The sequence below is a fragment of the Bdellovibrio bacteriovorus genome (assembly GCF_001592755.1).
Taxonomy (GTDB): domain Bacteria; phylum Bdellovibrionota; class Bdellovibrionia; order Bdellovibrionales; family Bdellovibrionaceae; genus Bdellovibrio; species Bdellovibrio bacteriovorus_E.
In genome coordinates this window covers 533,809-547,078 of the sequence record NZ_LUKF01000001.1, presented here as the reverse complement: position 1 = coordinate 547,078, position 13,270 = coordinate 533,809, and the positions used below count along the sequence as shown (strand labels likewise).

The window sequence follows — 13,270 nt, the reverse complement described above, 5'->3', positions numbered from 1 at the left end:
CCCAAAGCTCAAAAAATCAGTAGGGATTTCAACCAAATGGACATTTTTGGACAATTAGGTATCAATACCACAGCAGCCTTTCAGTTTGTTCTTTTTGCTATTGCTTTGATCTTTCTAAGCAAAGTCGTGTTCGCACCATATGCACACGCTTTGGACGAAAGACAAAGAAGAACAAAGGGGGGCGAAGATCTTGCTCTTGAATATCAAAATAAATCCGTAGAGTTACAAACAGAGTACGAAACAAAAACTCGTGACCTGAACTCTCAGATTAAGAGCATCGTGGATGCTGCAAAATCTCAAGCAAACAAAGACTATGAAGCTCTTGTTGCTAAAGCTCGTTCTGAATCAGAACAGCTTGTTCAATCCAATCGCACAAAAATCACATCTGCAGTTCAAGCAGCAGCGTCTGAGTTAAAAACTCAAACAAGTGCTGTGGCGATGGCAATTACTACTAAGTTGTTAAAATAAGAGGGCAGACATGAAGTTGCTTGTATCACTTTTTATTATCACAGCTCCTGCGCTAGCGCTTGCTGCTGGCGGTGGTCACCATGATGGCATTCCATCAGCGGTTATGTACCAGGCTATCAACGTAGCTATCTTGGTTGCGGGTCTTATCTATTTCACTAAAGACGGAATCGTTTCTTTCTTCTCTGGAAGAAAAGCTGCTTACCTAGAGGCGGCTCAGAAATCTGCATTCGCTCGTGAGCAAGCAGAAAAAGAATTCGTTGATATCAAAAACAAACTTGCGAACTTGGATGCGACTCGTGAAGAGTCTCTTCGTAAAGCCCAAGCTCATGCTGATGACATGAAAAAACAAATCTTAGACGAAGCGAACGAAGTTACAAAACGCATTCGTCAAGATGCCGAGCTAACGGCAAAGCTTGAAGTTCAACGTGCCCAAAACGAATTGCGCACGCAACTTTTGAAAGACTCTATGGAAGCGGCTCGCACTGTTTTGACAAAAGACATCGGTTCCGCTGATCAACAAAAACTTCAAAAAGATTTTATCAACCACGTTGGAGTGTAGCCGATGAGAATTAGTGAAGTAGCAAAAAGTTACGCGAAAGCCCTTTTGGCCGTAGCAAAACAACAAGGCACACACTCAAAAGTGTTCGGTGAATTGAAAGCAATTTCTGAAGCTTTCAAAATGGACACTGCTGTAAAAAGTTATTTTGCAAATCCGATGATTTCGTCTGATCAAAAAGTCGCGGCTGTAAAAGCGGCCTTGACTGGAAAAGGCGTTTCTCAGGAAGTCCTTAACACATTGGTATTGATGGGTGAAAAAGGTCGTCTTGAGGCTCTTGATCAAGTTGTTCACGCATTCCAAGAAATGTTGGACCTTGAAGAGGGCATCACTCGTGGTGTGATTCGTTCTGCTCAGCCGCTGTCAGCTGAAGCGCAAAAAGAAATCGAACAAAAGATCAATAAGGTTCTTAATAAGAAGATCGTATTGACTTACCAACAAGATCCGAAGCTTTTGGGCGGCGTTGTTGCTCAAGTGGGCGGATGGACTTTTGATGACAGTATCGACACGCACTTAAAAAAATTGAATGAAGAATTAAACAGGAGAGCCAACTAAAAATGGAAACACAAATCCGTGCCGACGAAATCAGTCGCGTTCTCAAAGAGCAAATCAATCAATACAATAAAAAGATTGAAGTAAGTGAAACAGGTAGCGTTCTTGCAGTAGGGGACGGGGTTGCTCGTATCTACGGTCTTGAAAACGCAATGGCTGGTGAACTTGTTGAGTTCCCAGGCGAAGTATACGGAATGGTATTGAACCTTGAAGAAGGTCACGTTGGTACCGTTTTGTTCGGTGAAGATCGCCAAATCAAAGAAGGCGACACTGTTAAAAGAACTAAAAAAATCGTTTCCGTTCCAGTTGGTGAAGCTCTTCTTGGTCGCGTGGTAGACGCTCTTGGTAACCCGATCGACGGTCGCGGTCCTATCAACACGCCTCACTCTCGTATCGTTGAAACTAAAGCTCCTGGTATCGTATACCGTCACCCAGTTGAAGAGCCTCTTCAAACAGGTATCAAAGCTATCGACGCTCTAGTACCAATCGGTCGCGGTCAACGTGAGTTGATCATCGGAGACCGTCAAACTGGTAAAACGACTATCGCGGTTGATGCTATCATCAATCAAAAAGGTCAAAACGTTCATTGCTTCTACGTAGCTATCGGTCAAAAACAATCGACTGTTGCTCTAGTAGTTGAAAAATTGCGTGCAGCGGGTGCTCTTGAGTACACGACTGTTATCGCGGCGAATGCTTCTGATCCAGCTCCACTTCAATACCTTGCTGCTTACTCTGGTACAGCAATGGCGGAATACTTCCGTGATACTGGCAGACATGCATTGATCGTTTATGATGACTTGACGAAACAAGCTCAAGCTTACCGTCAATTATCTCTTCTTCTTCGTCGTCCTCCAGGACGTGAAGCTTACCCAGGCGACGTGTTCTATTGCCATAGCCGTCTTCTTGAGCGTGCTTCTAAATTGTCAGCTGATAAAGGCGGCGGTTCATTGACTGCATTGCCAATCATCGAGACACAAGCGGGCGATATCTCTGCTTATATCCCAACGAACGTGATCTCTATCACTGACGGTCAGATCTTCCTTGAATCAGATCTATTCTACAAAGGTGTGCGTCCAGCTATCTCTGTAGGTAAATCAGTTTCTCGCGTGGGTGGTGCGGCTCAAATTAAAGCGATGAAACAAGTTGCGGGTTCTTTGAAACTTGAACTTGCTCAGTTCCGTTCTATGGAAGCATTCGCGGCGTTTGCATCTGACTTGGATAAAGCGTCTCAACAACAGTTGGCGCGTGGTCGTCGTTTGATCGAAGTGTTGAAACAACCTCAATACTCTCCAGTAAAAGTTGAAGAGCAAATCGTTATGATCTTCGCAGCTGGAAATGCGTTCGTTGATGCTTACCCAGAGACAGACGTTAAGAGATACGAAAAAGAGATGATCGAGTTCTTGAAAAACAAGCACTCTGACATCATCAAAACTATTAGCGAGAAGAAAGCAATTGCGGACGACACTAAAAAAGCGTTGTTGGCAGCTCTTGAAGAGTTCAAAGCTATCTTCCAACCTTCTAACAAGTAATTTGGTGCTTAAATGGCAAGCTTGAAGGATATCCGGGCTCAGATTGAGTCCACTAAAAACACCCAGCAGATCACGAAAGCGATGAAGCTCGTGTCTGCTGCGAAGTTGAGAAAGGCGCAGAATAACATCGTTAATATGCGTCCTTATGCTCTGACTTTGCGTAAGGTGATTGCGGATATCGCTGTGACAAACAAGGTGACGCACCCGTTGATGGAAAAGAAAGAACAAGTAAAGAAAGTTTTGCTTGTTGTTATCACTTCTGATCGCGGTCTTTGTGGCGCCTTCAACAGCAATATCAATAAATTCACTGAAGCTTATTATAATAGTAATAAAGCAAACCTTGAGAAGATTGATTTCCTTTTCGTAGGTCGTCGTGGTCATGACTACTTCGCCAGAAGAGGTATTAAGCCGGTTGATTACATCACGAAGCTTGATAAAGACATCTCTTATGAGTTGGCTTCTAAAGTTGCGAATCGCGTGATGAATGACTACCTTGAAGGTGCATACGACGAAGTTCGTGTGATTCATAACGAATTCAAATCTGCAATCTCTCAAGTTGTAACGGCTGAAACTCTTCTTCCAATTGATCTTGGATTGACGACTTTCAACACAGAAGCTGAGACTGCATCGAACTTTTCTGTAGATATGATTTTCGAACCAGCTCCAGAGCAAATCATTAAAGAGTTGCTTGAAAAGCATTTCGATCTTCAAGTTTACAGATGTATGTCCGAGTCTGTTGCGGGTGAACATGGTGCTCGTATGAGCGCGATGGAAAACGCGACAAACAACGCGAAAGAGATGATCAACAAGCTCACTCTGACGTACAACAAATTGAGACAAGAAAAAATTACTACAGAATTGATTGAAATCGTATCTGGCGCTGAAGCGCTTAAAGGATAGGGAGCTGAATAATGGCATTCGGTAAAGTAAAACAGGTAATGGGTCCCGTAGTGGACGTAGAGTTCGAAGGTGGAGAACTTCCAGCGATCAACTCTGCTCTTCGTGTATCTAATAAATTTATCTCTGACGTTGAATACAACCTAGTTCTTGAAGTTGCTCAGCACTTGGGTGACGGTGTTGTAAGAACGATCTCTATGGACCAAACTGAAGGTTTAGTTCGTGGTGAAAAAGTTAAAGCATTGGGAACTCAAATCACAGCGCCAGTAGGCCGCGAAGCTTTGGGTCGTATCATCAACGTAGTTGGTGAGCCTATCGACGAAATGGGTCCAGTAAACGCAAAAGAACATTGGGGTATCCACAGAACGGCTCCTAAGTTCGAAGACCAAGCAACTGCAGCTGCGATGTTGATGACGGGTATTAAAGTCGTTGACCTTCTTGCTCCATACGCAAAGGGTGGAAAGATCGGTTTGTTCGGTGGTGCGGGTGTTGGTAAAACAGTTCTTATCCAAGAACTTATCCGTAACATCGCTACTGAGCACGGTGGTTTCTCTGTATTCGCCGGCGTAGGTGAGCGTACTCGTGAAGGTAATGACTTGTGGCAAGAGATGAAACAGTCTGGCGTATTGGCTAAGACTTCTCTAGTTTTCGGTCAAATGAATGAACCACCAGGAGCACGTGCGCGTGTTGCTTTGACTGGTTTGACTGTTGCTGAATACTTCCGTGACGTTGAAAACCAAGACGTTCTTTTCTTCGTTGATAACATCTTCCGCTTTACTCAAGCGGGTGCCGAAGTTTCCGCACTTCTTGGTCGTATCCCTTCTGCCGTTGGTTACCAACCAACATTGTCTACAGAGATGGGTACTCTTCAAGAGCGTATTACTTCTACTAAAAAAGGTTCGATCACGTCAGTTCAAGCGGTTTACGTACCTGCCGATGACTATACGGATCCAGCTCCTGCAACTACATTTACTCACTTGGATGCGACTACGAATCTTGACCGTGATATCGCAGCTATGGCGATCTTCCCTGCGGTTCACCCATTGACGTCAACTTCACGTCTTTTGGATCCAAGCGTAATTGGCGAAGAACACTACAGATGTGCTCGTGACGTTCAAGCATTGTTGCAACGTAACCGTGAGCTTCAAGATATCATCGCGATCTTGGGTATGGACGAGTTGTCTGAAGCAGATAAACTTGTTGTATCTCGTTCTCGTAAAATTCAACGTTTCTTGTCTCAGCCATTCTTCGTTGCTGAGCAGTTCACTGGTTTGCCAGGCCGTTACGTTGATATCAAAGACACTGTTAAAGGTTTCCGCGAGATCCTTGATGGTAAACACGATGCTCTTCCAGAGCAGGCGTTCTACCTTGTTGGAACTATCGAAGACGTTATCGAGAAAGCGAAGAAGTTGCAGGCGTAATACCTGCGCTTCCCATCGGCAGGCTGCCTAAAGCGTCTGCCGCTTGAAAGGGCGAGATATGTTTAAATTAACGATCGTGACTCCGGAAAAGCGCATCCTCGTAGGCCAAGAGGTTGAAGAGGTGACTGTTCCTGCATTTAAGGGAGAGCTTAATATTCTTCCTGGTCACGCGCCTTTGATCACGACTTTGGAAACAGGCGTGATGAAATGGAAACTTAAGGGAAAAGAAAGGCAAGAAACGGCTGTTATCAGCTGGGGCTATTGCCAAGTAAGTCCTGAAGGCGTGAACATCTTAGCGAATATCGCTGATTTGCCAGAAGAGATCGACCTTGAAATGACTAAAGCCTACCTTGCGGAATCAGAGAAGAAAGTGATGAATGAAGTCATCACTGACGAAGACTGGGTAGAGTTCCAACGTGAATGGGCTCGCGCAAGAGCGAAAATCGAAGTTGCTTCTCAAGCTAAGAAGTAATCGAAGTTTCAAATTGAAAAATAAAAAAGGCTCTCTGAAAAGAGGGCCTTTTTCTTTTTCTAAGACATGAAGACTATCTTAATCCGCGTGGACGCGCCGCCGGCGCTGGGATCTTCATTTCCGAAAGCGGAACTGCGGCTTCTGGTGGAGTTACCGAGTAGTCGATATTTGAGAAACGTGGGTTCTCCGCTGGAACTGGTCCCAGCTCTGGAAGAAGCATTTTGAAATCATTGCTCTCATCAATTTGCTCTTCATCTGAATCTTCAACCGCGTTGATGTCATCATCTTCGTCATGCTCTAAGATAGAATCTGGATCTTCACACGATACATTTAAATCGTCTGAGTTTCTAAAAAGCTTATTCTTAAAGTAAGCATATGAATCCGGGCAGTGCTTAGCCAAGAAATCAGGATTCACCACATAGGCTTCGAAAACTTCCGCGAATTCTTCATTCAAGCTTTTTCCACAATAAGTCGTGATCATACATTTTTTCCCGCGCATGTGCTTGCGGTACTCGTTGTAGTTTTCGTTGTTGTTAGCGTGACCAAAGCGATGACCCAACTCATGCATCATGCGGCCCGTAAGCTGACCCTTAAGAGATCCGCGAGGGCGCTTTACAGTCACGAAACCGCGACGAGAAATTCCAGAGTTCCAAGGGCCTGAAGCTTCGATCCATTGATAGTCATATTGATAATCGCGGGGAATCGGTTGACCTAAAAGGCGCTCGACTTGCGCGACACCTTTAGCCAGCGCGATTTTTTCTTTGTCGTTAGCCTTAACGGTGTCAATTCCGTTGCGATCTAAAATCGTGTCGGCAGATTCAACCAGACGAGGTAAGCATTTTCCGTAACCAAAAACAGGGTTTTGATAAAGGGCAAAAACTCCTGCCGGAGTTCCCTTATTACGAACAGCTCGGGCCGCTGATTTGCGTGTTTGTTTGCGAGCCGCTTCGGATTCCACCGCGTGAAATGTTAGGCCCGCAGAAAGAAGTAGCGCTAATGCCAAAAGACTTTTTGATACTAGTTTAATTCCAGACACGTTACCGCCTCTCTAAATCTATAAAGAGACAATGCAAATTCAGACCCATTCATACCGGGATTTAGACCCTTGAAGACGAATTAAATTCGTCTCCAAGCCATACATATTAAGCTCTCCCGAAACGTCGACCTCCAGAGCGACATCCCGCGCCCTTACTGTCAAAAGTTTAGTCACCCAAAAGGTGCCAGGGGGACTTTTGGTAACCCGGTACCTTTTAGAAAGGGAAGCTGGTACCTTAGCGGAGGACGTAGGATGCGGCGGAGGAGGCTAAGATGTCGTCGAGGTGTTGGGCTACTTTTTGGCCCGAGTCTTTGTGATTGAAGTAAAGCTGAAGGACTCGGAGGTAGCCTTTTTCTTTGGTTAATAATTTAGGTGCACCTAGATTCACGACGATGACGGATTTCTTTTCTTGTGCGGTCAGAGACTTTACGAGGGCTGCGGTTTTCGGACCGGTGATCGCAATGACAGAAAGGGGGCACTTCATTGTGGTCATCCAATCTGTCGCAAGATCTTTATTAAAATCGCCAGTTAGATATTTTGATGAGACCGGTCTACCAGCCGATTTTTTAAACGAAGAGATGAAGGCGCTTGAGGGTGCCAGCACGCACACCTTATTTACGGAAGCGACCTTTCTTTTCTGTGGCTCCTTCTTGCCGGGCAGAGCGCGCGGAATTAAGTTTGTGCGAAGATTCTGATCAAGAATATTGGCTTCAACCTCAGAATAATCTTTCGAAGTTAATGTCAGACCTTGAGTCAACGAAGGTAAGGCTGGGTTCTTTCGGTACAGATTAGCGAAGGCCTTAACTGTTAAGATGCGATGAAGCTTTTCATTCAAAAGATCTTCTTTGAAATCACCAGAGCGCACCGCTTTTCTAACGAACTCGAAAGCTTTTCCTTGATCTGCAAAAGACCAAGTCAGCATAACGATATCAGCGCCTGATTGAAGTGCCTTTAAAGCCGCGACTTCAGGCCGAAGAAGTTGTTTTGATCCCTGCATCTGAAGATCGTCAGTAATTACCAAACCTTTGTATTTCATTTCCTCACGCAAAAGATCTTGAGCAATGGGTTTTGAAAAACTCGCAGGTTCGCGAGATTTATCTAAAGCCGGATAGATCAGGTGCGAAAGCATTAAAGCAACTTTATCACCCAGTTTCGCGTAGGCTTCAAAGGGCTTAAGATCTGTTTGTTTTAAAGCCTCTAAAGAAGAATTATTCTGAACCACACTAAGATGTGGATCGGCTTTAAGATTACCCGTACCTGGAAAATGCTTGGCCGTAGGAATCACGCGCGCTTTTAATAAACCTTTAGAGTAGGCAACACCCAGCTCACTCACAACATCGGGATCTGATCCAAAAGATCTTACACCGATGAAGCTCCCACTTAAGGGATCGGTCACATCTAGCACCGGTGCAAGATTCATGTTGAATCCGACTTCGCGCAAAAAGAGTCCTGTTTGATAACCCATTTCTTCCGCTAGCAACGGCGACTGTGTTTGCCCAATGGCCAAAGCATTTGGTGGAGCGGGATAAATAGGTAAACGAGAGACAGACCCACCTTCTTGATCGATAGAGATCAAGGGCGGAAGCTTTGAATACTTAAAGCTTGTTCGATACAACTGCGTATTCAAATTTCTGATTTGTTCAATAGAAAGAATGTTTCTTTTGAAAAGTAAAAATGAACCCGGCTTATTGGCAGCGATGAATTTTTCCAAATCAGGAGTGACAGTTTTCTGTGGAAATCCAACGATAAAAAGCTGTCCCACTTTTTCTTCAACCGTCATGGCGGCAATCTTTTTATCGATTATTTGTGTAAGGGTGGTCGGGGCAGCTAGCACAAGGTAGGGAAAGAGAAGCGCGAGCAGAGTAACACTCAAAATTCGATTTAAATCTCTGATATACTTGCTCATAGATAAAAGAATATCATTCGCCACTTTTGAAGGTAGGCGATATTTGCGAGACAACATGAAATTGCACCTAAGTCTGATATCCAAAGTCTGCTTCGTTCTTGCCGTCCTTGCGGGATCGTTGTCTTTCGCTCAAGAAGAAGCTCTTCCGTCGACACCTCAAGATGAAAATGTTCCGTTAGTGGAAGTCGAAGTTGTTCAAGACAACCTTGCGCCTTACAAGGAACGACGCGAGACCCACGGCATGTATTTCGGTGTTGATTACGAAGGCCTGGATCTAAAAAACTATATCTCGACTTTAGATAATTTAAGTTACGGCGATCTTTTTGGGACTGATCCCATTCCCCTGATCCGTGTGAGTATTGATTATAAATATAATTTTGCCTTAGGCGCATTGGCGCTGGGTTTAGACTATGGCATGGGTAAAATTGAAGACAATCGTTCGGGCTCTGATCGTTCTTTAGAAGTTACTAAGTACGGAATTGGATTAAAATTTGTTGCCGATAACTTTATGGCCGAGCCCTACGTAGCCCCTTATCTGGGACTGAATATCTGGCAAATGGGTCTTTCAGAGTCATCGCCAACAGATTCTTTTTCGGCGACAACACAAATGGGATTTAATTACACCATCGGATTTTTGTTGCAGCTTGATTGGTTGGATTATCAAACCGCAAAGCAAACCACATTTAACTGGGGTTTAGAAAATACTTTTATCGATGTGTACGCCACACAATATGCCGCCACTTCAGCAGAAGATGATCCCGACACGACGACGGATTTTCTTTACGGCGCCGGTCTTCGCTTAGAATTTTAAATTAGCTTCAAAAGAGTCTCGAGTTCTTCGTGAACGGCAGACCATGAGATATTCGGCAGCTTGATATTCAAGCGATTGTCCGGAGTTAAAGAATATTTCTTACTTTCACGAACCGCCAATTGAATTACCGTCTCTGGTTTCAATTTTGTTTTTTCAGTGAAGATCAACGAAACAGATTTTACGCCAGCGCTGATATCGCGTACACCCAACTCTTTACATTGACGGCGAATTAACATCAAGCCCATCAAGTTCACAGTCGGTTCAGGGATAGCGCCGAACTGATCGCGCAATTCTTCTTCGATGCGATCCAAATCTTCGTTCGACGTAATATCTGCCAAGGCCTTATAGTAGCTAAGGCGGATGCGAATATCTGAAATATAGTTATCAGGAATCATCGCAGGGATGCGCAAGTTGATTTCTGGATCTAGTTCCATGTCGTCGACGGCTTCGCCTTTAGCTTCAGCCAACGCTTCATTTAGAAGATCCATGTACATTTCATAACCGACAGAGTTGATATGACCGGATTGTTCTTCGCCCAGAATATTTCCGGCGCCGCGAAGCTCAAGATCGTACTGCGCAATCTTAATACCGCTACCCAAAGCGGTGTTCTCTTGAATGATCTTTAAGCGCTCTTGCTGCTCTTTATCGAGTTTGCGATTTCGCGGCATCATCAGATAACAATAAGCGCGCGTTTTGCTTCGACCTACGCGGCCACGCAATTGATAAAGCTGAGACAGCCCAAACATGTGCGCGGAATCGATGAACATCGTGTTCGCTCTTGGCACGTCCATTCCTGATTCGACAATCGCAGTACAAATAAGGACGTCGATTTCGTGATGGAAAAAGGCAAGCATGGTTTTTTCAAGCTCGTGCTCTTCCATCTGGCCGTGACCGATACGAATACGTGCTTCGGGAACGATATTGCGAATTTCATCCGCCAACCCGTAGATAGATTCAATACGATTGTGAATAAAATAAATCTGGCCACCACGAGAAATTTCAGCGGTGATCGCTTTACGAATCGTCTCTTCATCAAACTTTGTGACAAAGGTACGCGTTGGCAAACGATCGACCGGAGCCGTGTTAATCAAGCTCAAGTCGCGAATTCCCACCAAGGCCATATTCAAAGTTCTAGGAATGGGCGTTGCCGACAAGGTCAAAGTATCAACGCTGACCTTCATCTTTTTAATTTTCTCTTTATGAGTAACACCGAACTTTTGCTCTTCATCGACAATCAGAAGACCTAAGTCTTTATACTGAATTGTTGATCCTAATAACTTATGTGTTCCGACGATGATATCAACCTTGCCGTCTTTAAGATCCTGCAAAGTCTTTTTGACTTCCGATGGAGTTACGAAGCGATTTAAAACTCGGATATCCACCGGCCAACCTTCAAAACGTTTTTTCAAAGTTTCAAAGTGCTGGAATGTAAGGACAGTTGTCGGAGCGAGTAAAGCGACTTGACGACGAGCTTGCACAGCAAAGAAGGCCGCGCGCATAGCGACCTCGGTTTTACCAAAACCCACATCGCCGCAGACCAAACGATCCATCGGTTTTGTGGATTTTAAGTCGCGCATGATGTCGTTGATTGCGCGCATTTGATCGTCAGTTTCCTCATATGGGAAACTGTTTTCAAACATCTGAATTTCACTATCTTTAAACACAAAAGGCGGACGATGAAGCTCAGCCCGTTTCGCATAAAGAGCCAAAAGATCAGCCGCGATATCGCGAACGTGGGCTTTAACCTTTGCTTTGGTCTTTTCCCAAGCGGTGCCACCCAGTTTATCAAGAATTGTTGTGCTTGCCGCGCCAGAGAATTTCTGTAGTTGGCCCACACGGTAAACAGGAAGATAAAGTTTATCCTTATCCTTGTAGCCGACCTGAATGTACTCAGACTCGACCCCGCCAATATTCATGATCTTAAGACCTTCATATTGACCCACACCATGTTTAACGTGGGCAACAAGATCGCCCGGTTTTAAATCACCGAACGCCAGGCGCTTGGCTTGCTTTTGAAAGTCTTGCGCACCGGAAGATTCACGAGAACGCTGCTTCTTTCCGTAGAAGTCTTCATCGCGCAGGAAAATAACTTTTTCTTCGTCTAGACGAAGGCTTTCAGTCAGATAGCGAGGAATAACGTGAACAAGATGAGTGGCACTGTCTTGCTCCATCAACCAAGAATCCCAACGATACTCATCTTCATTCGCGCGTGCGACCTTCAGACCCAGCTTATCAAAGATTAATTTTAAGCGCTCAATGTGGGATTGATTTTTCGTACCAATGAAAATGCGATAACCGTCGTCACGCCATTTGTTCAGCTTGTTGGTAGCCGCCTGCAGCCACATCTCAGAGCCAACGGCGTTATTTAAACTTAGGTTCGTGAAGTCTTGAGTCAGTGCCGTACGATATTCGACTCTGCCATCTTCGCTGGTCTCGGCGTTTTCTAAATATTCTAATGAAGAGAAATAAACTTCGCGCGATCCGGCAGGGAAACTTAAAGTTTCAAATGGAGAGTAAAGTAATTCCAACTCAGGTCGAATCACGTGTTGCGTGCTTGAAGCGTAGTCCGCTTTAATCTCGGCCCAAACTTCATCTGTCCATCTGGAAATTTCAATCGGATCTAAAAACCATACATTCACCGCAGATGAAAAATGTTCTAGCGGACTAGCAAGTTCTCCATAAAAGTAGGGAAGTAAGAATTCAATTCCAGGGAATGAGTTTTTTAAAACCAAAGAGCGCAGAGTTTCTTCGGCCTCGGCCTTATCAACCTCGCGGCCATCAATCATCGCGCGGACTCTTTGCAAAAGTCTTTCGTGATTTTCATCGCGGAAAAGAATCTCGCGCGCTGGAGTTAAGACGAATGAAGCAACTTCATCGGTGCTTCGTTGATCTGAAACATTGAAGTGACGAATAGACTCAATTTGATCGCCGAATAAATCTAAGCGAACCGGTTCATCTTCTGTCGGCGGGAAAATATCAACGATACCTCCGCGCAAAGCATACTGACCTTTATCTTCCACCATCGGTGCTGAAGAATAGCCAAGCGAGTTTAAATACTCTGCGATGTCTTCAGGAAGTTCGTCGCTGGGTTTTAGAAGACGCGAATATTCTTTCAGGATTTTCACCGGCAAAGTCTTTTGTGTCAGCGCGTCAGAAACAGATATGAAGATTTCTCCAGCCTTCGCTTGTTGGGCTCGAGACAAGAATCGAACGCGATCACTAACGACTCTCGAGTTTGGATAAAGACCGGAATAAGGTGAAACATCGAAAGCAGGTAAAATCGTGCTGTGACGAGATGGGTCAAAGAACTCTAAAAGCTGCTGAAGTTTGTTCGCTTCGGAAAGACTGCTAACAACAACTAAGTGCGGCAAGCTGTTGATTTTTTTAGAGTAAGTCTGCGACAAAAAGTAAGCAAGCGCGAGCGGAGATGCAGCTCCGGTCACTTGAATTTTTCCGCGTGTTGTTTCGAAGGCCCTTTCCAGGATGGATTCAAGCCTTGTATGAGTCATTTCGGCTTTCATTCGGTGGGCTCATCTTGCCATGCTTATCGCCTTGTTTCCATTCATATTTCTTGGTTTTCACAGACGACACATATATAACTAATTGAAATCCAAATAATAAC

General features: G+C 44.6%; 11 protein-coding genes. 8 read left to right on the top strand and 3 right to left on the bottom strand.

The features are described 5' to 3' along the window. The first annotated feature begins 36 nt into the window (after positions 1-36). From AZI85_RS02720 to atpC, 7 genes are read left to right on the top strand one after another with little or no spacing between them, the layout of a single operon-like run. A complete protein-coding gene (locus AZI85_RS02720) occupies positions 37-468 on the top strand; it encodes an ATP synthase F0 subunit B (protein WP_063205747.1) in 432 nt (143 codons plus the stop codon). A gap of 10 nt (positions 469-478) precedes the next feature. Continuing rightward, positions 479-1,027 (top strand): ATP synthase F0 subunit B, encoded by a 549-nt coding sequence (locus AZI85_RS02715; protein WP_063242605.1) that lies wholly within the window; start codon positions 479-481, stop codon positions 1,025-1,027. A 3-nt stretch (positions 1,028-1,030) separates the two neighbouring features. Next, on the top strand, positions 1,031-1,579 hold the full coding sequence (gene atpH / locus AZI85_RS02710; RefSeq protein WP_063242604.1) for an ATP synthase F1 subunit delta: 549 nt from the start codon (positions 1,031-1,033) through the stop codon (positions 1,577-1,579). A gap of 2 nt (positions 1,580-1,581) precedes the next feature. Further along, positions 1,582-3,105: a F0F1 ATP synthase subunit alpha gene (gene atpA / locus AZI85_RS02705; RefSeq protein WP_063242603.1), complete on the top strand. Its 1,524-nt coding sequence runs from the start codon at positions 1,582-1,584 to the stop codon at positions 3,103-3,105. 12 nt (positions 3,106-3,117) lie between these two features. Further along, positions 3,118-4,005 carry an ATP synthase F1 subunit gamma gene (gene atpG, locus AZI85_RS02700; RefSeq protein WP_063242602.1) on the top strand — a complete coding sequence of 296 codons (888 nt, stop codon included), beginning with the start codon at positions 3,118-3,120 and terminating at the stop codon, positions 4,003-4,005. Between the two features lie 11 nt (positions 4,006-4,016). Next, the gene (gene atpD, locus AZI85_RS02695) at positions 4,017-5,423 is read left to right on the top strand and encodes a F0F1 ATP synthase subunit beta (protein WP_063205738.1); all 1,407 of its coding nucleotides are present in this window, start codon (positions 4,017-4,019) and stop codon (positions 5,421-5,423) included. Positions 5,424-5,481: 58 nt separating this feature from the next. After that, positions 5,482-5,895, top strand: coding sequence for an ATP synthase F1 subunit epsilon (atpC, locus tag AZI85_RS02690; protein ID WP_063242601.1), 414 nt, complete (start codon positions 5,482-5,484; stop codon positions 5,893-5,895). 73 nt (positions 5,896-5,968) lie between these two features. Here the strand turns inward: atpC and AZI85_RS02685 are convergent, their stop codons facing one another. Further along, positions 5,969-6,931 (bottom strand): hypothetical protein, encoded by a 963-nt coding sequence (locus AZI85_RS02685; protein ID WP_063242600.1) that lies wholly within the window; start codon positions 6,929-6,931, stop codon positions 5,969-5,971. 235 nt (positions 6,932-7,166) lie between these two features. Then, a complete protein-coding gene (locus AZI85_RS02680; RefSeq protein ID WP_253720804.1) occupies positions 7,167-8,711 on the bottom strand; it encodes a glycoside hydrolase family 3 protein in 1,545 nt (514 codons plus the stop codon). 181 nt (positions 8,712-8,892) lie between these two features. Here AZI85_RS02680 and AZI85_RS02675 point away from each other — a divergent pair, with 181 nt between their 5' ends. After that, complete coding sequence (locus tag AZI85_RS02675) at positions 8,893-9,648, top strand: hypothetical protein (protein ID WP_063242599.1); 756 nt, start codon at positions 8,893-8,895, stop codon at positions 9,646-9,648. On the opposite strand, the gene mfd is transcribed toward AZI85_RS02675, so the two are convergent. Then, the gene (gene mfd / locus AZI85_RS02670; protein ID WP_063242598.1) at positions 9,645-13,169 is read right to left on the bottom strand and encodes a transcription-repair coupling factor; all 3,525 of its coding nucleotides are present in this window, start codon (positions 13,167-13,169) and stop codon (positions 9,645-9,647) included. The two genes, AZI85_RS02675 and mfd, sit on opposite strands and share 4 nt — an antisense overlap. Positions 13,170-13,270 lie beyond the last annotated feature (101 nt).